The organism is Acetatifactor muris (assembly GCF_024623325.1).
In the GTDB taxonomy this organism is placed as follows: Bacteria; Bacillota; Clostridia; order Lachnospirales; family Lachnospiraceae; genus Acetatifactor; species Acetatifactor muris.
In genome coordinates, this window is sequence record NZ_JANJZD010000016.1 from 1 (window position 1) to 23112 (window position 23112).

Genomic DNA, 23112 nt, shown 5'->3' on the forward strand with positions numbered 1-23112 from the left:
TCACTTTCCTCCTGTGCCACGCATAAAATAATCTTGAAAACCACAGATTTCAGTGCTATACTGGAGTTAATGACAGGTATAAAGAGGTGTATTTTGCCTTTGCGAAACTGCAAAATGACAATTTTGTGGTGATTATCCCGTTGGCCAAATTATTGTCACTCACTATATCTTCCCTCCGGTCAGCTGATCAGTCCCAGCCGTTCCATCTGGCGCGCATGAGTCTCCCCGGTGGAAATCAGATAAATACGGGTAGTTTCGATACTGCTGTGCCCCAGCACATCCGCAAGCTTTACAATATCTCTGCTCAGACCGTAAAAGGTCCGCGCAAACAGATGACGCAGATTGTGCGGAAAGACTTTGGATGCGCTTACACCCGCTTTTTCACACAGCTGCTTCATTTCTCCCCAGATCTGACGTCTGCACATGCTCTTCCCATTTCTGGTGACAAATATTTCGCCTGATCTGATTTTCCTTTTTTTCACATACTCTCTCAGTTTTTTGCAGAGCTTTCCCGGCAGAAGAATGGTTCTTATCTTTCCCTTTAAAGAGATGTCCGTCCGCTTTCGCCGAATCGCTTCCACCGTGATATATTTCACTTCCGACACTCGGATTCCCGTGGAGCAGATGGTCTCCAGGAGAATCGCCAGCCGGGCGTTCCCTGCTTTTCCTGCCGCTTTCAGCAGCCGTTCGTATTCTGCTCTGCCCAGCTCTCTGCCCTGGTCGCGGAATGTCCGTCTCTGTATTTTCAGAAACTTTACCTTACATTCCTCCCACCCCAGAAAGCCAAAGAATCCATTCAGCGACGAAAGCATTGCATTGACCGTAACCGGAGCATATCCCCGGCCCACCAGACAGGCCTTCCATCCGGTTGCGGCTTCTTTATCAACCGTTCTCTCTTCACTGTTCCCACGTTCTGTCAGCCACGCGCTGAATGCCCGGATATCCCGCAGATATTTCTGTACGGTTCCATCCGCATATTCTTCCTCTGTCAGGTATTTTCGGTAACTGGTAATTTCTTCATTTGTAATCTGATGTGCCATGCTTTTTCTCTCCTATTATAGTTCCGTCACAAAGTGTTCATGCCCCTTAACGGGAGCAATTTCCAGCTGCATAATACGCATCTGCAGCAACAGATGCTGCGTCTGTTCATTTTGAATATCTGCTGTAAATACTCATTATACGATAAAAAGACATGAAAGTAATCCCGGAAATCATTCGATGGCAAATAAGCAGGTATGAAAAATGCCTGCAATGTGGGATAAGGAATTTAAAACACACAAAAGGATACCCTGACAGCCCTATCCCCACTGTCAGGGTACCCTTTATCTGTTATTGGCCAGCCTCTTATCTATCCCAGGTAAATCTCACCATATTCTTTCCCTGCCCGGAATGCCCTGGCTTTCTCAGGGAACTCCTCCATCCTGCAGGGCGTGGCAGGAGCTTTTACCTCCAGCCCCTCCTGAGAGACAGTCAGAATACCGTCACAAACCACGGCGGAGGCATCCTCATGGAACCGGCCCTCTTTCGGCACAATTTCAAAGCTCACTCCGCAGCAGCACTCCTCCATCTCCCGGAAACAATGGTCCTTTCTCTCTCCCGCATAGAGCACCGCGTCAATACACTTCACATGCAGAACCTCCCTGTGCACTCCCGTCTCATTGGCATGCTCCCTTTCCTCCGTAATCTGAAAGCGCACCTCTTCCTCTCCGTATTTCCCATAGGGGAAACGCACTTTCACAGAGGTATCAGCCATGTGGACCAAAAAAGTCCTCTCATCCACCTGGCTCAGCGCCACATCCTCCACCGCGCCTCCAATCTCAAAGCGAATCCGCATATCCGCAGCGCTGATGGCGGCATTTTGCACCATGTCCAGATTACAGTGGGTGTCCCCGCCGTTGGTGCCAAAGCTAATGGCAGATACCGTGCGCATCCCCTCCTGGGCCGTCACAATCAGGCCGGAGGAATAGTCATATCCGTCATGGAGACATTTCAGCGCACAATACACCGGCGCCTTTGCAGTGCCAAAGTAGCTTATATGGTTCCGCCTCTGATTCCAGAATGTGGATCTGTAAAAGCTTCCCAGGGTATAGGCCTCCGACTGACGGCACACGGCAATCTCATTGCCCTCCTGCCTTTCCGACCGCACATACACCGCGTCAATGGCAGCATCCTGATTTGGCGTGACGAAATAATTCCGAAACCGGTCCGGGCATATGCTGTCAAAGCTGAAGAATCCCGCCGGAAGCCGGTCCGCCAGCCCCTCTTTCTCCAAATCCACCAGATGAATCTGATAGTTCAGAGAACGCTGTATCCGCATAAGAAGCTGGTCGTCCTCCAGCATGGCGTAAAACCGGGCGTGAGGTCCTGCCCACTGCCCCGTCTTATAATGATAATGCTCCGCAATACAGCGCCAGGCCAGGTCATTCAGATCCCGGAACAGCCCCAGACTCTCCTCATCCCTGATATAACAAATCATGGACGCAATATCGTCAATAACCACCCATGTGTAAGAGGGGCTGTTGTACTCCTGATAACACCCCTTTTTCATGTTGAAATCATACAGCACCCCCAGCCTCTTTTGGGCATACTCTGTCAGATAAGCCTCCCCCAGATTCTCGCCCGCGGCCATGGTAACCAGGGTTCCCATAATGGAAATATTGGTATAGCCAGGCCCCATATCCCGGCGAATAATGGAATTGCAGGCGTGCAGAATGGCTTCCCGCACCATATTTCTCACATCTTCCGGGAGCCCGCTGCCGAATTCCACGAAAATCTGAATCAGCCGCTTTCCGCAGAAATCCGCCCAGTTCCAGTCCGGCGGATTCATCTCCTCCAGAGATTCCTCCACAAAATAAGACCAGATTCCGTAAGTATGGTTCTCCGGATTCACATCCTGCAGCGGCACCACCTTGCGCAGAATGTCCGCGGCCCGCTGAAAGTCCCCTTTCCCGCCCCGGTTTAACAGCTCATAGGCATAGCCCAGGGAGGCGTTGGTGGAATGCACATACTGATTCACCAACAGGCTGTGATAGCCGTTCTCCCCCCGCCATTCCCGCAGCATCTTCACGTTCTCGTCATAGCGGGCGTCCAAATTCCTCATAATCTCCTCATAAAGAGTCTTTTCCTTATCATTCTTGAAAAAAAGCATAGAAGCCTCCTCCTTGTGCTCTTGTCAGTGTCTCCGTAATTTTCCGTACTGCTTCGGCGTGATTCCCATAATTTTCTTAAAAGTCCTGATAAAATGGGATTCGTCCGCATAGCCCACCAGCTCACATACCTTTAGCAGGGAATTTCCCTCTGTCAGATATTCTCTTGATTTCATAATGCGAAACAGAGTGATATACTCGTTTGGCGTCATGCCGGTCTCCGCCTTAAACAGGCGGATGAGCTGGGCCTTGCTGAGAAATAAATGCTCTGCCAGGTCGTCCAGGCGGATTATCTCCCCGATATGCTCCCTAATATATGCAAAGGCGGGCTGCAGGCGCCTGGATACTATCATCTGCTGAGCGCTCCCTGCCTCTCCTTTCAGATAGCCGTTGCACAGAACCACTACCTGAGACAGGGCCAGCTTTCGAAGCATCTCACCCCCCGGCCTCTGTTCTTCGATATATCTCTGCAACAGTCCGATGACCTGCAAAAGCTCCTGTATCTGCTCCTCCGTAAGACAGATGCAGCGCGGCTTTCCGGCGGGACGGTTGAGAAAGCCCTCAAATAATTCCTCCTCCATGCCCAGATTTGATATAAAGTCCGGCACAAAAGACACGATACACCTCTCATAAATCCCCTGGGAAGGCGCATAGGTCCTGTGAAGCTCCCTGTCATTTACCATAATCAGCCCGCCTCTGTTCAGAGAATAGATTTCCTCTTCCACCACATATACACAACCGTCACACAGTGAAAGGAAAATCTCATAGCCATCATGAAAATGCAGGGCAGGCATCCGGTGCATATGGGAGGGACATATATTATGGGCCACAAACACATTTTCCTGATACAGCTCCTGTACCGCGTAATATTCCTTTTTGTCGGATCCCATATCCATACAATCTCCCCCGCTGCCGCCTCTGTCCAAAATCTCTCTTCTTACTTCTGGCTTTCTCACACAAGCTCTGCCAGAGCCAGCGCCGTCAGCCCCTGTCCGTACAGGGTAGGGCATAGGCGAACCTTTTTGTAATCCTCTGCCGAGGCCAGAATCGGTGTCCCGGTAGATACCTGCAGCACATTTCCCTGCTCGTCAATATACTCCGGCAAAACCCGCTCCGTCCTTTTCGCAATCTCCAGATAAGAAGAGCCTATCAATCCCCCGGCCACTGCCCTGCGGATGCCGCAGGCAATCCCCGCGCAGGCGGACAGCTCGTCATAAGCCCCGGGATCATTTAATATCGTGCCGAAAAGGCCGTTTTCCCGCTGCCATCTGCCCAATCCCTGCACATGCCGCTCAAGCCTCTTAAGCACCTCTCCTCTTTCCGGAAAATCCCCAGCCGCTGCCAGAATTTCCACTGTGCTGTAGATAGTCCAGGCGTTTGCCCTGCCCCAGAAAATCCCGCTCATATGATTTCGCAGACTGCCGTTCCAACCGTGATAATACAGCTGCGCGCTTTCGTCCCAGAGATATTTCTGGTGCAGAACCAACTGGTTTACCGCAAACTCCGTGTACTTCCTCTCCCCGGACAGTTTCCCCAGACGCGCCATAAAAATACAGACCATAAACAGTGTATCCGCCCACATTTGATTCACCAGGGCATCCACATCCTCTGTCACCGTGTGCTCCAGCCCGCCGTCCACCGTGCGGGGCGCGTCTTTCCGAATATATTCCGCCAGGTCAAAGCAGACTTTGCCATAGGCTTCCTCCCCGGTCTTCCGGTACAGCTCCAGAATAGTGAGCAGGGGCGCCGTGGAATTCACGGTTTTCTGTATGCAGGCTTCCTGCAAATGCGTATGGGTCCAGTCCGTAAGGAACCGAAAATACCGTTCCTCCCCGGTGACCTCATAGACTCGCCAGATACCGTACAGCCCTACCCCGGGCACCCAGTCAAAATGATGAATATTCATATTCCATTCCGAGTCTGTCCCATAGATCATACGGTCTGCTACTCTTTCCAGCTCTCTCATTTTCTCTCACCTCCCGAACCGCATTTCTGAACCAGATCCACGATTCCCACACATAGGTTCCCCTCTTCATTTAATGTCTCAAAACACACTTTGGTTCCGTCACAGTTGAACACCGGATGAGGGTGACAGGGGTGGGTCCAGTTGGTCTTCGCAAAGACCAGGGGAATTTCCTCCCCCTTTGCCTGGTCAATTAAAATCACCTCACTGTGACTTCCGCCTATCTGCGTATCCGCCGCCAGCAGATTTCCCGCCGGCGATACGCCTACATGCCAATATTCATACCCTGACGCCACTGGGCGGCTCTCCTTTGTATACACATCCAGATACCAGACCCCCTTAGGCGGTAAGGTGGTGGAAATATATTTGATAAAATACATGCCCTTTCCGTCAGAACTCCACATCTCATGTCCCACACAATCCCCGTTATTGCCATTCTCATCCAGCCTCTGACGGAATATATTTTCCACATGACCCGTATCCGCCTCCGCCATCCACAGCCGGTTGGTGATATACTGGGTGATTCCCTCATGGCAGAAGAATATCTTATTGTGGTCCCTGGGGCTTACCATCACATGGGAAATATCCTGAAAGGGCGGCGCGAACCCGCCCCTGTAAACTTCTGTATGCTGCCCTTTCTCCGTGTCCAGAAAGCCCACAGAGGTGGTACCGTCCCCGTAAAACCAGGATACACTCACCCGCTTTTCATCCGCCGAAACCGAGATAGGCCCGCTGAGCTCATAGTCCCCTGCCCAGAGCACCTCTGTTTTTTTCGTTTTCAGATTGGTCCTCAATACCTCTTTTCCAAAAAACTGGTACAGGTTTCCATTCTTTACCTCGAACTCCGGCCACCGCCCCCGGGTTATTACTTCCTCTTCCCCGGTGCCCAGTTCCGTCCTGACAAACTCACAGGAAAAGTCCGCCAGACTCTTTACCCTGGCCGTGACAATGGCGTCTCTTCCGTCCCAGCAATTGTTGGTCACATAGCTGTGTGCCGCATGCCCTCCCGGCTGCTCCAAAGTATCATACACAGTCCCAAACCGCTCACACCTGCGCCTGCAAATCTTTCCAGTCTCTCTCACAATCTTCTTCCTTTCCATAGCTCTCGACTCAAATGCCCTAAATCCATCCTCTGTAAGGAAAAATGCCGGCAGCCGCAATGCCGCCGACATTTCCTGTCCTCCAGCTTATTCGGATTTAAAAGGAATCTTTATTGGCGTCATACCATGCCTGTCTCTCCGCCAGCACATCAGCCAGACCCAGAGATTCCTGCTCTGCCTTAATCTCAGCCAGACCGTCCTCCACTGAATAACCGGAATCCGTAATCATCTTCGCCTCGATAGATGTGATAATGGTATTGAAGTCCGCATTATACTTTGCCGACAGTTCCGTGGACGGCGTGTAAGGCACATCCCGGCGGAACTTGTTCTTCATGGCTGTCTCCAGGGCATTTGCGCGAATGGGCGCGTACTCCTGGGAAAGCTCATCCTGGGCGCTTGTGACCGTGATATACTTCTCCACATCGTCAATCACCTCATCTCTCACAATGGCGTACTCACCCGCATAGCCCACCTCGGCTTTCACTTTGTCCGGGTCTGTCTTCTGGGCAATTCCGTCTACCAGATTATAATGCACGCCCTCCTCTCCATAGGCCAGCGCATACCACCCTCCGTCAATGAGCCAGTCAAGGAACATCATGACAGCTTCCGGATTCTCACAATCCTTATTCATACAGATCATTGCCTGGGCAGGCGGCTCCTGGTACAGGCCAAACCTGCCGTAGGAGGTCTCCACAGGCTCCAGGGGAATCCACTCCGCCTCCGGCACATTGGTCTTCAGCTCTCTCCATTCCGCCTCATGGTTATAGCTTCCCAGGTAGATTCCTGTCTTCCCGGTCACAAGATGCTGCCGCTGTTTTTCATAATTGGTGTCCGTTACATATTCCGGGTCAATGACGCCGTTTTCATACCAGCTCTTTATCTGGGCAAAACAGTCCGCATACCCCTGGGAGCCCACCCAGTCTCCCACTACGCCGTCCTCCACTGTCATGCCCTCAGAGGGTTGTCCGTACATGGATTTCATAATCGTAATCCAGTTGTAGTTAAAACCTATGCCAAAGGTATCATTCTGCCCATTGCCGTCCGGATCCTCCTTTGTAAAGGCCAGAGCCGCCGCATTCAGCTCCTCCATGGTCTGGGGCACGGAAAGCTCCAGGGCATCCAGCCAGTCCCTGCGGATCCACATACCGTGGTTCGCCACGCCTAAGGGCGTTCTGGCGCTGGTCATACCGTACATCTTTCCGTCCTCCGCAATCAGATAAGGCTTTAACTCCGGATGGGCCTCCAGATACTGCTTATAAGAGGTGCTGTACTGCTCCACATACTCATCCACAGGCTGGATTACATCCTGGGTATACAGGTTGTCCATAAAGCCCTTTCCGAATTCCCACACCAGATCCGGCGCCTCCCCGCTGGCAAAAAGGGCGTTGATTTTCGCCACGGATTCCGTCCGGGGCACAGGCACCCACTTTACCGTCACAGGGCTGTTCTCATTGATATAACGGGTCCAGCGGTTATCCTCCATGGTTCCCTCGTCTGCCGGACAGTTTCCTCTCTCCAGAATACTGATGCTGATTTCCGGTTTCTCCCCCTGGCCCGCATCCTCCTTTTCGCTGCCGGAAGGCGCCTCGCTCTTTGCGGACTCACTGCTGCCGGATTCCCCTGCCGGGTTCCCCCCGTTTTCGTTTCCGCAGCCCGAAAACATCGTTCCTGCTGCCAGAACCACCGCCAATACCATACCTGCCGCTTTTCCTTTTTTCATACGTTCTCCTTTCGCCATTATCCTTATAATTTGTTCTTATTTTGTACTTACTTTTCCCTTACTTTGCCCTCCTGCCTGACCCAAAAGCCCTTTTCTTATCAGATACTGTCACTACTGCAGATACCGTCACTACCCCTTAATGGAACCCACCATCACACCTTTCACAAAATATTTCTGGAGAAAAGGATATATCAGCACAATGGGAATTGTCACTACCATAATAGAGGCCGCCTTGTAAGTCTCCGCCGCAATAAAAGTCGCATCCACAAGTCCCTCCCCTGCGCTTACCTCAATCATCTTCGCCGTGTCCAGCATCTGCTTCAGCTTCACCATCATAGGAAACTTCGTGGTAGAGCTCAGATACAGCATAGGATTAAAATAAGCATTCCACCATCCCACCGCGTAAAACAAAACCATGGTAGCCATCACCGGCTTTGACACAGGAAGAATAATTCTTGTCAAAATGACAGGCTCGTTTGCCCCGTCAATGGCAGCCGCCTCGCACAGCCCCTCCGGCAGCCCCTCAAAAGAAGTTTTCATGACAATCATATTATAAGTGCTGATCAGCCCCATCAGCCAAAGCCCGCTGTAAGTATTCATCAGCTTCAAAGACTTTATCAGCACAAAGTTCGGAATCATGCCTCCTGAAAACAACATGGTAAAAACAATCATTCCGATAAAGATCTTACGTCCCCGCAGCCTCTTCTTTGAAAGAGCATAAGCTGCAAGGGTGGTTGCGGCTACATTCAGAAATGTCCCCACGGCTGTGAGAATCACCGTGTTCTTCATGGAGGCAAATATCTGCCCGTCCTTTAACAACTGCCTGTAGGCATCCGCGTTGGGTTCCACCGGCCAGAGCACCACTTTCCCTGCCCCTACCGCACGGCTGGAACTGAAAGACACTGCCAGCACATTCACAAAAGGATACAGGGCCGCCAGGGTAAAAAGCGTCAGCACCGTATAAACCACTGTCATAAACACCCGCTCTCCCCAGGACATCTTGATTTTTCTTCTCGTCTTTCCCTTTCCTGCCACGGATACCCTCCCTTTCACCATAGTCCCTCACCGTTGATCTTCCTGGCTATTTTGTTCGTACTAAATACCAAAATACAGCTTATCACTGACTGGAACAGCCCAATGGCCGTGGTATAGCTGTACTGCGCCCCCTCAATACCCACCCGGTATACATAGGTGCTGATCACCTCAGCCACATCCCGCACAGCCGGATTCATCAGAACATACACCTGCTCAAATCCAATATCCATCATAGACCCCATCCGCAAAATCAGCATCACCACAATGGTGCTCCTTATGCCTGGCAGCGTAATATACCAAATCTGTTTCAGCTTTCCCGCCCCGTCTATATAGGCTGCCTCATACAAATCCTGGTCAATGCCCGTAATGGCCGCCAGATACACAATGGTCCCCCAGCCGGCTCCCTGCCAGATTCCGGAAATGATAAACATTGCCGGCCACCATTCCTTTTTCCCCATAAAGTAAATGGCTTCTCCCCCAAAGGCCTTGATAACCGTATTGACAATCCCGGTGCCGGGAGAAAGCAAATCAATGAGAATCCCTCCCAGAACCACCCATGACATAAAATGGGGCAGATACATAATACTCTGGGAAATCTTTTTAAACCCTCTAAGCTTCACCTCATTGAGGAAAATTGCCAGAATAATCGGAACCGGAAACCCAAACAATACACTTCCCGCGTTCAAAAGCAGCGTATTCTTTAAAATGGTATAAAAATTCTTCCCCGTAAACAGCCGCCTGAAATGCTCCAGTCCCACCCACTTGCTTCCGAAAAATCCGGTGGAAAATTTATAATCCTGAAACGCCATCACTGTGCCCAGCATGGGAACATATTTGAATATTATGAAGTACAGCAAAATCGGCGCCAGGAAAATATAGAGCCATTTGTCACGTCTTAAATCTTTTAGCAGCGGTCTCTTGACAGACCTGCTTTTTTCAGAATTTGCCGGCTTTTTTGACAATTTTTCCAATCTTTTCTCCTTTCTGCTTTGTCATTTGTTTGCTATTTTCGTCGTTTTTATAGTTTTTATGTGTTTTATTATATAAAACATGCGCAAATTTGTATCTGACAATATCATCAAAAAATATGCGGATATTATCATATCACCTCCCATGATCCGGCAAAAACGGCACCTCTGCCAGACAATCCACAGATTTCACTGACTGTCCAATCCGCGCTCTATTTATCTTTTTTCTCTTGACAAACATCCCCAAATACGTCTATACTAAAAAAGCCGTACATTTTCGGTCTTCAATGCAGTGATGAAATTCGGTCTTGCGCAATGGGAATCTGCGAACCGTGTCAGGTTGGGAACAAAGCAGCACTAAGCGGAACCTCTCATGTGCCGTAAGGCAGCCGGGTGGAGCTGTATCTGATTTCCGGGGTGTACGGTCTTTGTATATCACTGATGACAGACCAGTCCGCAGGCCGTCTGCACGCATTCTGGTAACGTTTCAGCCCCGCTGGGGATTCCGCCGCACGATACATGGAACCGGAGAAGAAATTGATGGAAATGACTCCTGAAAAAATCAAAGAACTGATGCAGGACTGTACACTCTGTCCGCGCAGATGCCATGCAGACCGTCTGTCAGGCAGCAAAGGCTTCTGCGGACAGAGTGCCGGGATAACGGCAGCCAGAGCTGCCCTGCACTTCTGGGAGGAACCCTGTATCTCCGGCAGCTGCGGTTCCGGAGCTGTCTTTTTCTCCGGATGTTCTCTGCAGTGCGTGTTCTGCCAGAACCGGGAAATCGCCCTGGGAAAGGCCGGCCGGCCCATATCCATAGACCGTCTGTCCGAAATTTTCCTGGAGCTGCAGGAAAAAGGAGCGGCAAATATCAATCTTGTCACTGCAGGTCACTTTCTTCCCCAGGTATGCCTGGCCCTGCACAAAGCAAAAGGACAGGGGTTAACCCTGCCCATTGTATATAACAGCTCCGGCTACGAAGAAGTCTCCTCTCTGAAACTCCTGGAAGGCCTGGCGGACATCTATCTGCCGGACCTGAAATATCATTCTCCCAGACTTTCGGCCAGGTACTCTCATGCTCCGGATTACTTTCAGAAGGCATCCGCGGCAATCGCGGAAATGTTCCGCCAGACTGGTCCTCCTGTTCTCACTCCTCGCAGCGCTCTGATGAAAAGGGGAACCATTGTCCGTCATTTGCTGCTTCCCGGAGAAACTGCAGACTCCAAAAGAATCCTTCGCTACCTCCACGACACCTATCAAAATGACATATATGTCAGTATACTGAATCAATATACACCGCCCACCGGCAGTCCGGACCTTCCGGAGGAGCTCCGGCGATGCGTCTCTCCCGAAGAATATGAAAAGGTCCTGGCCTTCGCAGATGCCATCGGCATTGAACAGGGATATATTCAGGAAGGCGGGACAGCAGACGAAAGCTTTCTTCCTGCCTTTGATTTCAGCGGCCTGTAAGGCAGCAGCAGATTACAGCTCCGTCCGCATCATATAGTAACCAAAGTCCCCTGCCTGAGCCGGTTCCTCCGCACATTCAAAGCTCTCAAAGCCAAACATAATCGCCACCTGCTTTTCTCTCTCGTAAAAATTGCCCGGCACACCTATGTAATAAAAATTCTCTCCCCTCTTTTCCACCCTGCCCAGCAGCAGATGATGATAATTATAGTAGCCATGGAGCAGAAAGCTGTTATTTACCATTCTGTAGGAAGCCGCGGGAAACAGTACAAAATCAGACGGTCTGATTGACAAATACTCCCTCTCGTCCTGAAAAGGGTGAATATGCGGATAGATCTCCCATAATTGCGCCCACTTGTCCTCTTTCTGCTGTATGGGTTTTTCTGTCTCCCGGTTTCCGGTCTGTCTGGATGCACCTGTCAGTTCCGATTCCCCTTTTTCCCGTTCATTCCTTCGTTTCTCTGTCCACTCCGCCTGTTCCTTCCTCTGTTCCTCTGTCCGCTTCTCCTGTTCATTCCTCCGTTCCTCTGTCCACTTCGCCTGTTCACTCCTCCGCTGGTCTCTCCATCTGTTCTCCCGCGCTCTCTGACGTTTCTCTATCCACACCTCTGCCGCTTCCTCTCTCTCTCCTTTCTGCTCCTCCTCCCTTTTCTCAGGTACTTCCTGTGGTTTATATTCAGGATTTCTTCCCTGACTCTCCTCTCTTATCTCAGCTGCCTGTGTCCTTTCTCGTTCTTTTCCATAGCCAGACACTTCTGTCCCTCTGTCGGTGAAATTCTCTCTTGTTTCTGCCTCCGAACTTCCGTTCCGTGCCTGGAAGCTCTCTTCCATTCGTGTGCCGACCCTCTCTTCTCTTCCTGTGTCGGCCCTCTCTTCTCTTCCTGTGCCGACCCTCTCTTCTCTTCCTGTGTCGGCCCTCTCCCGGCTGCCCGCTCTTCTTTCAGAGGTCCTGCTCTGCTGTTGCAGAACACAGGAAATTTCCCGTCCTGCTCCCAGTGGAATGCGGATTCCTTCCAGCTCTTCATAGCTAATACCTGTCCCGCCGATATCTTCTATATCATGACACAGATGCAGATATTGTCCCTTGCCTCCCACAATGGCCATGCTGCCCAGAGTTTTCTCCTTTTTATTCCCCCGAAGCATGACTTCCCGGTCAAAGGAATCGGTTGGATGCAGACCTGTGACCTTCAGCTCCAGCCGCATGCTTCCATCCCGGACTTCCAGCTTGGCAAAACCGCCTCCTCTGACCCGTTCCCCGTTTTCGTAATAATCCAGATACTTTATTTTTCTGTCATATAGCATAAAAATACCCCCGAATATACCTTGCTGAATTTTCAGTTCTATCACCAGATGTCTTTCCATCCGGCTGACCCAACTGTTATTCCAGTATATTCAGGGGGTTGTCTCATTTATGACCATTATCCGCTTACTTTCCCATTTTCCCCGGGGAAAACCGGAGGTTCCCTTTTAATAGTCCAAACTGTCCTGATATTTCATATAATTAACAACCATCAGTGCAATTTTAAAGGTAAGCGCATCGTCAAAGTCCCTCAGATCGAGCCCTGTGCTCTTCTGCAGCTTTTCGATACGGTATACCAACGTGTTCCTGTGCACGAACAGCTGTCTGGAAGTCTCCGATACATTCAAATCATTTTCGAAAAACTTATTGATCGTCGTCAGCGTCTCTTCATCCAGATCGTAAGGGACATTATTTCCAAAAATCTCTTCGATGAACATTTTGCACAGACTCATGGGAAGCTGATAAATCAGGCGGCCGATTCCCAGCGCGCTGTATGCAATGGTTCTTCTCTCCGCATAGAAAATTTTCCCCACATCCAAAGCCATTTTCGCTTCTTTGTAAGATTTCGATACATCCTTCAGCTCCGGCGCCACCGTGCCGAAGGAGACTCTCACATTAAGCATGGCTTCCGTGTTCATCATGGTTACAATGACCTCCGCCACCTCCATCAGCGTCTCATTGGTATAATCCGGCTCCAAAGCCTTAATCAGAATAACACTGCTCTCATCCACGGCAGTGATATAATCACCGGCCTGACTGGAAAAAATGCCCCGCAGAAGCTCGGTGGCGATATTATCCTTCTCAAAATGAGTCTCCACCAGGAAAACCGCTCTCGGCACGGCAGCCTCAATATGAAGCTTCTTGGCCCTGTTATAGATATCCACCAATAACAGATTGTCAAGCAGCAGATTCTGAAAAAAATTATTCCTGTCAAATCTCTCCTTGTAGGCTATGATAAGGTTCTGCAGCTGACTCACCGCAATCTTCCCCACCATATATACATCTTCGCTTACGCCTTTTGCCACCAGGACATATAAAAGTTCTCCCTCATCCATAATCTTTAACAGATGATGAACTCCGATTACCTGGCTGTCCGCAGGCGAATAGGCAAATCCGCTGATCAGTTCGGCTGTAATATCCGGCTGTGCCGTGGTAGCTGCTACCACCCCGCCCGATAAATCATACACACACAAATCAACCTTTGTGATTGCCTTCAGTTCGTCTATACTGGTCTGAATTGTCTGACTTGAAATCATTCTCTGCTCTCCATGTCCTTCCTGTACCCATCCTGCGCAGATGGTGTGCTGTCAATTTTTAAAAGGGGATGCCGTTTCCAGCACCCCCTGCTATGCATGTATGAAAACTAATTCGTGATAATCTGCTCGGTTTCCTTATCGAACACATGGATCTTATCAACTTCGAAAGCAAACTTGATAGAATCGCCGGGTCTTGAGGTGGTGTTGGGAGCAACCCTTGCGGTAATCGGGAACTCCTCCAGGTCAAAGTATAAGTAAACTTCTGCACCGAGCAACTCGTAAACTCTTACGGAAGACTCGAACACACTCTTCGGATCACATGTCTTGATGAATTCAGGATCATCATCCACATTCTCAGGACGAATACCGAAAGTAACCACCTTTCCGTCATAGCCGCCGTCGATCAGCTTCTTGGATTTTGCTTCCGGAAGAGCAATGCTGTGTCCTGCAATCTCAAGGCTGGCAGTCTTGCCTTCCACCTTAACCTTTGCATCCAGGAAGTTCATCTGAGGAGATCCCATGAATCCTGCAACAAACAGATTCTGAGGCTTGTCATACAGATTCTGCGGAGTATCTACCTGCTGGATAACGCCGTCCTTCATAACAACGATTCTGGTACCCAGAGTCATAGCCTCTGTCTGGTCATGTGTAACGTAAATGATGGTGGTGCCCAGTCTCTGATGCAGCTTCGCAATCTCGATACGCATCTGTACACGCAGCTTCGCATCCAGGTTGGAAAGAGGCTCATCCATCAGGAATACTTTGGGATTACGTACGATAGCACGACCCATGGCAACACGCTGTCTCTGACCACCGGAAAGAGCCTTCGGCTTACGATCAAGGAGAGGAGTCAGGTCCAGAATCTTAGCAGCTTCCTTAACCATCTTATCAATCTGATCCTTCGGAACCTTTCTCAGTTTCAGACCGAATGCCATATTGTCATATACAGACATATGGGGATACAGAGCATAGTTCTGGAATACCATTGCGATATCGCGATCCTTGGGTTCCACGTCATTTACAACTCTGTCGCCAATCTTCAGTTCGCCGGCAGAGATATCTTCCAGACCGGCAATCATACGAAGTGTGGTAGACTTACCGCATCCGGAGGGTCCTACGAAAATAATGAACTCCTTGTCTGCAATTTCCAGGTTAAAATCCTTAACTGCCTCAAAGCCATTGGGGTATACCTTGCAGACATTCTTTAAAGATAAACTTGCCATAATAGAAAAACTCCTTTCACGTATACATGTTTTCTTCCGCTCTGACGATGGCCATGCACCGTTTCACGCTTATTACATGTATCAGTATAGCGAATCGCCTCCGTTTTCGCCATACTACTATTCCACAAATATTTTGAGACGGATTGTTAAAAATGCTTATAAACTGCCTGTCATTTTTTCCAAACCGTCAATATGACTAATTTTCCATCGTTTCCTTGGACAGAATATACAAGGAAGTTATTGGTTTTGTGAATCGCTCAACAGAGATTCGTCCAGCTTATCACTGAAAATTCTTTCGTCCTCTTCCTCTGTGCCTCCCTCGGCTTCTTCAGGAGCGTTTTCTCCGTTAATCTGATCCTCCAGCTTTCTGAAGAATTTGTTGTACAGCTTTGCCGACACCCACGCCGGCGCGGAAAAGCAGAATAAAACCACAATCGGAATGATCCGCGGCACAAAAATAAACAGCACCGCCGGAACCAGGGACAGAATCATCATCAATATGGTCTTCGGAAACTGCAGAACACCGACAAAAAAAGCATTCTTGATCGTCCGCGGAATCGTGTTGTCAAATTTGGCCAGCACCGGAAAGACAAATGTACTGGTAAACAGCAGAAGAACCGCCACCACCACCAGGATAATGTTGATGACATCGCCGAACTGCATCTCCGTATTCCGCATGATGTAAAAGTCGCCTGCCAGGATCAGAATCACGAACAGCTCTATAATCCAGATTATGGTCGCCTGCCTGAAATTCAGTCTGAAAGATTTAAAGTAATCCCTGGTAATATAACATTCCTCGTCCCGGGCTATCTTCAGCGCCATGTAATGCAGAGCTGTCAGAGAAGGTCCCACCGTTATAATGGGAATGCAGCAGATCATTGTCAGAATATTCAGCCACAGCAAATCCGCCATTTTATTGAGGGCCTGCATCAAAGGACTGTCCAGATTAAATAGTCTCATATAAAAACCGCCTTTCCGTAAACAATAGAATACAGGAACAGAATTCTATTGTCATGAATTAAAATATTTTCTCCATAAGTGTCACCCGTATCCCGCCGTATTCCATCTCAGGCCTCACTGTGCGGAATCCCTGTTTTCTATAGAAATTAACCGCGTACGGAGCTGCCTGTACCGACATATAGCGTTCCCCCACCTCTGTTTTCAGATACTCACACAGCTTTTCAAGAATAGTGCATCCGACTCCCATTCGATGATAATTTTCGTCCACAAACAGAAGCGACAGATGGTTTCTGTTCCTGACAGACCCTGCCCCGATAATGTTTCCCTCATCCAGAGCTACCATCAGCAGATACTCTCCCCTCAGGAAAAGCGTGTATAATTCATTCCCCGTAACAAAATAGAAAAAATTCCTGATGCCTTCTTCAGAGTATTCCTTTCCTTCAAATTTCATAAAGGTCCGCCAGATCATCCGCATCACCGGCCGCCATTCCTCTGGTCTGGCCCATCTGATCTCATAAGGACTCCATATTGTCTTCGTATTCATCACTCCCGCCGCTTCACAGCATTACCTCCTACTGTTTCTTCCAGCCAATCATGAATATCGCGCATTACCTCTTCCCGGTTAGTCTCGTTCAGCAATTCATGCCTGCCCCCTTCGTACAGTTTCAGCCTCACATTTTCCAGGCCTGCCCCCACAAGGGAATTATATGCCATTTTCACGCCTTTGCCGCAGTCTCCCACCGGATCCGCATCTCCAGATACCATGAGTACGGGCAGCTTCTTCGGAATCTGTTCCAGGTTCTCCCCACGGTAAAGTCTGGATATCAGTTCAAACAGGGCGGTAAAACCGTTTACCGTAAAGGTAAACCCGCATAAAGGATCCTCCATATATCGCTTCACCCTGTCCTCATCACGGCTGAGCCAGTCCCATTTCGTCCGGGCATCTGCGATTTTCTTATTATACCCGCCAAAGGCAAGCCTGTCAATCAGCCGGCTCACATGCCCGGCACCGCAGAACAGCTTCTGCAATGCCGTCACTGCTGCAGCCGTCTCCACAACGGCCCGGGGCTGCATTCCCGTCCCCATGATAATGGCGGCGGAAATTCCCGTGCCATACCGGCACAGATAATTTCGGGTGATAAAGGAGCCCATACTGTGTCCCATAATCACATAGGGCACGTCCGGATACAGAGCTTCCGTCATCTTTTTCAGCCGGTGGACATCCCGCACCAGGACAGTAGCCGGATCGTTTTCACAGAAATACCCGTATTTTCCGCCTTCTTCCACCGATTTCCCGTGGCCCAGATGATCATCCCCCGTCACCACATACCCTCTGGCTGTGAGAAACGCCGCAAACTCCTCATACCGTTCCACATATTCGGCCATACCGTGTACAATCTGCACAACCCCCCGGACAGCCCGTGGGTCTTCCGGCCGATACCTGACTCCGTGAAGCCTGCTTTTCCCGTCCCTGGAGTCAAAATAAATCTCTTCTTTTATCATACTATTCAATCCCTCTGCACCCTGCCGCAGGCATCCACTGCCGCATCAGCTACATTACTTCCGCCCCCGCCGGCATTTCTTTCTCAGGAACCACCAGCGCCAGATTTCCCTCCGCATCTTCTGCACACAGAATCATTCCCTCGGACAGCACGCCCGCCAGTCTGGCCGGCTTCAGATTCACCAGCACCACCACCTTCTTCCCCGCCATTTCTTCCGGAGAATAATGGGGCCGGATGCCGGACACAATCTGCTTTACCTGACTGCCGATCTTCACCTGACTGCAGAGAAGCTTTCTGGACTTCGGCACAGCTTCGCAGGAGAGAATCTCTCCCACCTGGAACTGAAGCTTTCCAAACTCCTCAAAGGTAATTTCAGGCTTTGCCTCCACGTCTATAACCTGCGCTTCCTCTTTTTTATCCGCCGCTTCCTCTGCGGACGCTGCCTCTCCTTCTGCGGATACCGCTGCCAGCATGGCTGCTGTCAGCTCCTCGTCCCTCTTCTCCACTTCCTTCATGTCCAGCCTGGCAAAAAGAATCTCCGGACGATCCGTCACCTTACTTCCGCTTTCATACAGGCCGAACCTGTCCAGTTCATCAAATTCCCTCAAACCGGTATTCAGCTGTGCGGCAATCCGTTCCGCCGTCCCCGGCATAAAAGGCTGCAGCAGCGATGCACCGATACAGATGCCTTCCACCAGATTGTACAGCACTGTGGAAAGTCTGTCGGCCTTCGCCTCATCCTTTGCCAGAATCCAGGGTTCTGTCTCATCAATATATTTATTACAGCGCTTGAAAACGGCAAAGATCTCCGTCAGGGCATCAGCCACCCTCAGCTGCGCCATTTTTTCTGTAACCTTTTTACATGCACCTGCTGCCACGGCTTTCAAATCCTGGTCCGGCCCCTCCTCCGCACCTTTGCAGGCCACCACGCCGCCAAAGTACTTATTGCTCATGGATATGGTGCGGTTCACCAGATTTCCCAGCGTATTGGCCAGATCGGAATTGGTTCTCTCCGCTATCAGCTCCCAGGTGGCGTTTCCGTCATTTTCAAAAGGCATCTCATGCAGCATATAGTAGCGTACCGCATCCACGCCGAAGAAATCCACCAGGTCGTCCACATAAATGACATTCCCTCTGGACTTGCTCATCTTGCCGCTGTTCATCATCAGCCAGGGATGACCAAATACCTGCTTCGGCAGCGGTTCTCCCAGCGCCATCAGGAAAATGGGCCAGTATATGGTATGAAAGCGGATAATGTCCTTTCCAATCAGATGCAGGTCCGCAGGCCAGAACTTCTTATACTGTTCCGTGCTGCCGCCCTCCGCATCGTAGCCGATACCGGTAATGTAATTGGTCAGTGCATCCAGCCACACATACACCACATGATCCGGGTCAAAATCCACCGGAACCCCCCATTTGAACGACGTTCTGGACACACACAGATCCTGGAGGCCGGGAATCAGGAAATTATTCATCATCTCGTTCTTGCGGGCAACGGGCTGAATAAATTCCGGATGCTCATTGATATGCTGAATCAGTCTGTCGGCATATTTGCTCATACGGAAGAAGTAAGTCTCCTCTTTGGCCGGCTTCACTTCTCTGCCACAGTCGGGACACTTGCCGTCCACCAGCTGAGACTCTGTCCAGAATGACTCGCAGGGGGTGCAGTACATTCCCTCATAGGCCCCCTTATAGATGTCGCCCTGCTTATACAGACGCTTAAAAATCTTCTGTACCTGTGTTTCGTGATAATCGTCGGTGGTGCGTATAAATTTGTCATAGGAAATATTCAGCAGATCACACATCCCCTGAATAATCCCCGCCACCCGATCCACAAATTCCTTCGGCGTCGTTCCCGCCTCCTGGGCCTTCAGCTCAATCTTCTGACCATGTTCGTCCGTCCCGGTCTGGAAGAATACCTCATAGCCTTCCTTTCTCTTGAACCGCGCGATGCTGTCCGCCAGCACAATCTCATAATTATTTCCGATGTGCGGCTTACCTGAAGTATAGGCAATCGCTGTTGTCAGATAATACTTTCCCTTGTTGTCCATTTTCAAACTCCTTTCTCAAATGCTGAAAAAAGCCCGTCCGCCGGTGCATGTATCTACTATACACCAGAAGACGAGCGCTTATGCCCGTGTTACCACTTCTCTTTACCTGCTGTTCACACAGCAGGCCTCCTCGGGTCAGTAACCCTGTCCGCTATAACAGGCGGAACCTGTCGCAGCCTAATCTGCCTGAAGCGGACTCGGTGCGCTGCTCGGAAGCCATCTTCCCCTTCACCCCGTCCGGCTCCTCTCAGCATTGCAGACATATCGGCCTGCCGGAACCTTCTCTGTAAGACCTCCACAAAGGGTATTCTCTTCGTCACCGCGTTTTTCATTTAAATAAAAAATAGCATAAACCGCGATAACTGTCAACCTGTTATTTCTTCGTGGAAAGTTTACTGTACTCTCCCTTTTTATCATAAGAATCCAGAAGATAGCTGTCATCCATCAACACACAGTCGATTTCCAGTTCATCTCTGCGGTACTTACTTCGTCTGCGCAAATCTTCCTTCGGCCGCTCCTGCTTCGCCTGAAAGGACCCCTTTGTCTGCGCATTCATGAATTTCCCGGGTAAATGACCGGCCAGCTGTCCGGTAATGTCCCTGAACTTTACCCGCACCTTCTGCCACAGATTCTCCTGCCGGCTTCCGGTATCTTCCACCGCCGCAAAATACGGATTACCCTGAGAGTTCTGGGGCAGCACCGCTGATGCCGCTGCGGCGACCTGGGGAGCATGCAGTGTCTGCGCCATATCCGGCTGATGAATGTTCAGTCCCACAGCGCTCATTCCCGGGCTGTCTGCCGTTGTGCTTTCACTGACCTGGGCCAGCACCTGGGCGGCACCGGCCTTATCTCCCGGCTCTCCGGCTTGGCCCGGCTCATTGGTCCCCCAGATATGACGAAGCAGCCCTTTCCCGCTCCCCAGTGTCTTCTCCAGCCAGGCTGACAGGGAAAACTGCCCTTCTGTCTGCTGTCCGGTCTCCTGCACCGCCTGTGCGCTCATATTCCCGGATGCTGCCTTCGTTGCTTCCACATCCTGACGATAATGGCTGTGATCATGCATACAATTAGTTACGTGATGCATCTCTGCACCATGTCCATTGCCGATTCCATTAAACTGCATACTGTCACCTCGCAATCTCTCAGTCATTTACTTCAGCCTTTTTCAGCTTCTCCATAAACTGTCTCACATTCTCCGATATCTTATTCTGAAATACCGCGGAGCCTGCCACAACCACGTTGGCCCCTGCCTCCAGAGCAAGGTCCACGTTATCCAACCGGATTCCGCCATCCACTTCTATATCTGTGCGCAGGCCCTTTTCCATAACCATGGCCCGGACCTCCCGCACCTTATCCAGACATTCAGGTATCAGCTTCTGACCGCCGAATCCAGGCTTCACTGTCATCACCAGCACCATATCCACCAGCTTCAGATACGGTTCCAGCGCCTTCGCCGGCGTATGCGGGCTGATGGTAATTCCCACCTTCTTACCCAGGAAGCGAATCTTCTGGATAGTACCTGTCACATCCTCCGTGGCCTCCAGATGGAAATTAATCAAATCGGCGCCGCAGTCTGCAAATTCCTTTATGTACCGCTCCGGCTTCTGAATCATCAGGTGCACATCGAAGAAAATATCCGAACAATGCCGGATGGACAGGATGACCGGCATTCCAAAGGAAATATCCGGCACAAACATCCCGTCCATCACATCAATATGCAGATAGCGGGCGCCTGCGTGCTCCGCCTCCCTTATCTGCTCTCCAAGCCTGCTGAAATCCGCTGCCAAAATAGACGGTGATAATATATTCATCCTGACCTCCACGATGTCTCTCTGCCCAATCTCTTCACCCTGCTTCCAGCTGTCGTCAGGGTGGATATGTATCCTGTCTGCTTCCTTCACACCGTCTATTTTAACAAAGATATTAAAGCTTGTCCACGTCCATTTTCAGTTGTTCCCACTCATCCTCATTATTTGTATAATAGAGCGGGCATTTTTTACCTCCGCAGTCATAATGTCGAAGAATATCCTCGCTGTCCAGGTCATAGGCATCCGTAAGCCATGCCAGCAGCGAAATCAGGGAATCATAGGTCTCCTGGGTAAAGGAGCCGTCTTCCGCCAGATAACAGCACTCTATCGAAATCGAATCAAAATTGCGGGTCATCACCGCATAGGCAATCTCATCCAATGGCACACACTGAATAATCTCTCCTTCATAGCCGATGATAAAATGTGCGCTGACACTTGCTTCATGCATGTCCTTCTGCTGCTCGAAATAACTGCGGTTCTGGGCAGCGCTGGTTCCCGGGTTTGCCGTATAATGTACAAAAATATTATTCACTGTCTCCAGACTGTCCCCGGGTCTGGAATATTCGTTGGGTGTCAGGAAATCCTCGGTCCACTGAGGATGTGCAGCAAACACATCTGCGGGAAGCCCCTGCGTGGAATTGCCTGAAATCGGATTCTGTACGGCATTCATCCCACTGTCCCCGGCCTGAGCAGGCGGATTATTGCCATTTTCCGCTGCAGCAGCCCTGTTATTTCTGATTACCAGTGCAGTCGCCAGCGCGAGAATGCACAGAAGCCATACGCTGACAGTCAGACGCTGCATCAAAATGCGCTTTCTGCGACGGGACAGCGCCGGACGCTTCGCCGGCATCTTCTGATATCCTGCCGGTGATGGCCGACGGCGGACCGGCATTTCCTGATTGCCCTCCGGCGATGGCCGGCGGCGAACCGGCATTTCCTGATAGCCCTCCGGCGATGGCCGGCGGCGGACCGGCATTTCCTGATTGCCCTCCGGCGATGGCCGGCGGCGAACCGGCATTTCCTGATAGCCCTCCGGTGATGGCCGGCGGCGGACCGGCATTTCCTGATAGCCCTCTCGCGATGGCCGGCGGCGAACCGGCATTTCCTGATATTCTGCAGGTGACGGTCGGCGGCGGGTCACAGCAGAAGCCCCTCCTGTCAGCACAGTCCCGGGAGATACCCGTTTTTCCCTTTTCTCCTCTCCCCGATACACTGCAGGCCGTGACATCCGTTCTCCGGCATTGGCTTTTGTATATGCCAGCGGAACATCTTCCCTGGATTTCATCTGTACGACGCGATTGTCCTCTCTGTCGGAAGCATTCTGTCTGACAGTTGTATGTATCCCTGTATGGATTGCTTTTCGCCCGGAATGATTCCTGCCGTTTCGCTGCTGTTCATAATCTACCAGATATGGGTTACGTCTGGTGTCAGCTTCCTCATAGATGTCTCTTCTCTGCGCCCGGTTATCATGACTCAACATTTCTTCACCTCATCGTACTTTTTAGCAATATCTGTCCACAGCCCTGATTTAACATGACAACGATTTTCATTTACAGAGCGGTATTACTGATTAAGTAAATACAATATAAGGCAGAAATGTATCATTTTTGTTTATTAAA

19 protein-coding genes and 1 other RNA gene are annotated in these 23112 nt (G+C 50.4%); 2 read left to right on the forward strand and 18 right to left on the reverse strand.

Translation table 11 applies throughout. The features are described 5' to 3' along the window. Window positions 1-179 precede the first annotated feature (179 nt). The 8 genes from NSB25_RS15560 to NSB25_RS15595 all read right to left on the reverse strand — a co-directional run bounded on the left by NSB25_RS15560 (window position 180) and on the right by NSB25_RS15595 (window position 9935). Complete coding sequence (locus NSB25_RS15560) at window positions 180-1040, reverse strand: tyrosine-type recombinase/integrase (RefSeq protein WP_103237608.1); 861 nt, start codon at window positions 1038-1040, stop codon at window positions 180-182. Window positions 1041-1348: 308 nt separating this feature from the next. Continuing rightward, window positions 1349-3148, reverse strand: coding sequence for a hypothetical protein (locus tag NSB25_RS15565; RefSeq protein WP_103237609.1), 1800 nt, complete (start codon window positions 3146-3148; stop codon window positions 1349-1351). Window positions 3149-3172: 24 nt separating this feature from the next. Then, entirely contained in the window at window positions 3173-4102 is a 930-nt protein-coding gene (locus tag NSB25_RS15570; RefSeq protein WP_172454910.1) for an AraC family transcriptional regulator, read from the reverse strand. After that, the gene (locus NSB25_RS15575; protein ID WP_103237611.1) at window positions 4099-5112 is read right to left on the reverse strand and encodes a glycoside hydrolase family 88/105 protein; all 1014 of its coding nucleotides are present in this window, start codon (window positions 5110-5112) and stop codon (window positions 4099-4101) included. The genes NSB25_RS15570 and NSB25_RS15575 overlap by 4 nt, the downstream gene beginning before the upstream one ends. After that, on the reverse strand, window positions 5109-6281 hold the full coding sequence (locus NSB25_RS15580) for an oligogalacturonate lyase family protein (protein WP_103237612.1): 1173 nt from the start codon (window positions 6279-6281) through the stop codon (window positions 5109-5111). The genes NSB25_RS15575 and NSB25_RS15580 overlap by 4 nt, the downstream gene beginning before the upstream one ends. Before the next feature lie 25 nt (window positions 6282-6306). Beyond that, window positions 6307-7929, reverse strand: a complete 1623-nt coding sequence (locus tag NSB25_RS15585) for an extracellular solute-binding protein (RefSeq protein WP_172454911.1) — start codon at window positions 7927-7929, stop codon at window positions 6307-6309. 129 nt (window positions 7930-8058) lie between these two features. Further along, window positions 8059-8964, reverse strand: a complete 906-nt coding sequence (locus tag NSB25_RS15590) for a carbohydrate ABC transporter permease (RefSeq protein WP_207656122.1) — start codon at window positions 8962-8964, stop codon at window positions 8059-8061. A 14-nt stretch (window positions 8965-8978) separates the two neighbouring features. Next, window positions 8979-9935: an ABC transporter permease gene (locus NSB25_RS15595; RefSeq protein ID WP_242982237.1), complete on the reverse strand. Its 957-nt coding sequence runs from the start codon at window positions 9933-9935 to the stop codon at window positions 8979-8981. 296 nt (window positions 9936-10231) lie between these two features. Between NSB25_RS15595 and ffs the strand changes: the two genes are divergently transcribed. Together ffs and NSB25_RS15605 are read left to right on the forward strand one after the other, a co-directional pair. Beyond that, window positions 10232-10331, forward strand: an RNA gene (gene ffs / locus NSB25_RS15600) — signal recognition particle sRNA small type. A 147-nt stretch (window positions 10332-10478) separates the two neighbouring features. Further along, window positions 10479-11399 (forward strand): radical SAM protein, encoded by a 921-nt coding sequence (locus tag NSB25_RS15605; protein WP_416385562.1) that lies wholly within the window; start codon window positions 10479-10481, stop codon window positions 11397-11399. 12 nt (window positions 11400-11411) lie between these two features. Here the strand turns inward: NSB25_RS15605 and NSB25_RS15610 are convergent, their stop codons facing one another. The 10 genes from NSB25_RS15610 to NSB25_RS15655 form a co-directional block, all read right to left on the reverse strand. Beyond that, on the reverse strand, window positions 11412-12698 hold the full coding sequence (locus NSB25_RS15610) for a DUF6128 domain-containing protein (protein ID WP_146039939.1): 1287 nt from the start codon (window positions 12696-12698) through the stop codon (window positions 11412-11414). A 165-nt stretch (window positions 12699-12863) separates the two neighbouring features. Further along, window positions 12864-13952 carry a PucR family transcriptional regulator gene (locus tag NSB25_RS15615; protein WP_103237615.1) on the reverse strand — a complete coding sequence of 363 codons (1089 nt, stop codon included), beginning with the start codon at window positions 13950-13952 and terminating at the stop codon, window positions 12864-12866. A 107-nt stretch (window positions 13953-14059) separates the two neighbouring features. Further along, window positions 14060-15175: an ABC transporter ATP-binding protein gene (locus NSB25_RS15620; protein ID WP_103237616.1), complete on the reverse strand. Its 1116-nt coding sequence runs from the start codon at window positions 15173-15175 to the stop codon at window positions 14060-14062. Between the two features lie 237 nt (window positions 15176-15412). Further along, complete coding sequence (locus NSB25_RS15625) at window positions 15413-16135, reverse strand: YesL family protein (RefSeq protein WP_103237617.1); 723 nt, start codon at window positions 16133-16135, stop codon at window positions 15413-15415. A gap of 58 nt (window positions 16136-16193) precedes the next feature. Next, a complete protein-coding gene (locus NSB25_RS15630; protein ID WP_103237618.1) occupies window positions 16194-16679 on the reverse strand; it encodes a GNAT family N-acetyltransferase in 486 nt (161 codons plus the stop codon). After that, on the reverse strand, window positions 16679-17638 hold the full coding sequence (locus NSB25_RS15635) for an alpha/beta fold hydrolase (RefSeq protein WP_103237619.1): 960 nt from the start codon (window positions 17636-17638) through the stop codon (window positions 16679-16681). Before NSB25_RS15635 ends, NSB25_RS15630 begins: the two co-directional genes overlap by 1 nt. A gap of 49 nt (window positions 17639-17687) precedes the next feature. Next, on the reverse strand, window positions 17688-19688 hold the full coding sequence (gene metG / locus NSB25_RS15640; RefSeq protein ID WP_103237620.1) for a methionine--tRNA ligase: 2001 nt from the start codon (window positions 19686-19688) through the stop codon (window positions 17688-17690). Between the two features lie 373 nt (window positions 19689-20061). Continuing rightward, entirely contained in the window at window positions 20062-20835 is a 774-nt protein-coding gene (locus NSB25_RS15645) for a hypothetical protein (protein ID WP_103237621.1), read from the reverse strand. Then, entirely contained in the window at window positions 20828-21496 is a 669-nt protein-coding gene (gene rpe, locus NSB25_RS15650) for a ribulose-phosphate 3-epimerase (RefSeq protein WP_103237718.1), read from the reverse strand. Before rpe ends, NSB25_RS15645 begins: the two co-directional genes overlap by 8 nt. 112 nt (window positions 21497-21608) lie before the next feature. Further along, window positions 21609-22973 carry a peptidoglycan recognition protein family protein gene (locus NSB25_RS15655; RefSeq protein ID WP_242982238.1) on the reverse strand — a complete coding sequence of 455 codons (1365 nt, stop codon included), beginning with the start codon at window positions 22971-22973 and terminating at the stop codon, window positions 21609-21611. Window positions 22974-23112: the final 139 nt, after the last annotated feature.

Bases quoted from the DNA above. Each gene is read 5' to 3' on its own strand.
- NSB25_RS15645 (WP_103237621.1), bottom strand. From the start codon at position 20,835: ATGACTGAGAGATTGCGAGGTGACAGTATGCAGTTTAATGGAATCGGC.
- NSB25_RS15560 (WP_103237608.1), bottom strand. From the start codon at position 1,040: ATGGCACATCAGATTACAAATGAAGAAATTACCAGTTACCGAAAATAC.
- NSB25_RS15615 (WP_103237615.1), bottom strand. From the start codon at position 13,952: ATGATTTCAAGTCAGACAATTCAGACCAGTATAGACGAACTGAAGGCA.
- rpe (WP_103237718.1), bottom strand. From the start codon at position 21,496: ATGAATATATTATCACCGTCTATTTTGGCAGCGGATTTCAGCAGGCTT.
- NSB25_RS15605 (WP_416385562.1), top strand. From the start codon at position 10,479: ATGACTCCTGAAAAAATCAAAGAACTGATGCAGGACTGTACACTCTGT.
- NSB25_RS15625 (WP_103237617.1), bottom strand. From the start codon at position 16,135: ATGAGACTATTTAATCTGGACAGTCCTTTGATGCAGGCCCTCAATAAA.
- NSB25_RS15580 (WP_103237612.1), bottom strand. From the start codon at position 6,281: ATGTCGGCGGCATTGCGGCTGCCGGCATTTTTCCTTACAGAGGATGGA.
- NSB25_RS15575 (WP_103237611.1), bottom strand. From the start codon at position 5,112: ATGAGAGAGCTGGAAAGAGTAGCAGACCGTATGATCTATGGGACAGAC.
- metG (WP_103237620.1), bottom strand. From the start codon at position 19,688: ATGGACAACAAGGGAAAGTATTATCTGACAACAGCGATTGCCTATACT.
- NSB25_RS15655 (WP_242982238.1), bottom strand. From the start codon at position 22,973: ATGTTGAGTCATGATAACCGGGCGCAGAGAAGAGACATCTATGAGGAA.
- NSB25_RS15630 (WP_103237618.1), bottom strand. From the start codon at position 16,679: ATGAATACGAAGACAATATGGAGTCCTTATGAGATCAGATGGGCCAGA.
- NSB25_RS15585 (WP_172454911.1), bottom strand. From the start codon at position 7,929: ATGAAAAAAGGAAAAGCGGCAGGTATGGTATTGGCGGTGGTTCTGGCA.
- NSB25_RS15565 (WP_103237609.1), bottom strand. From the start codon at position 3,148: ATGCTTTTTTTCAAGAATGATAAGGAAAAGACTCTTTATGAGGAGATT.
- NSB25_RS15610 (WP_146039939.1), bottom strand. From the start codon at position 12,698: ATGCTATATGACAGAAAAATAAAGTATCTGGATTATTACGAAAACGGG.
- NSB25_RS15620 (WP_103237616.1), bottom strand. From the start codon at position 15,175: ATGGCAAGTTTATCTTTAAAGAATGTCTGCAAGGTATACCCCAATGGC.
- NSB25_RS15635 (WP_103237619.1), bottom strand. From the start codon at position 17,638: ATGATAAAAGAAGAGATTTATTTTGACTCCAGGGACGGGAAAAGCAGG.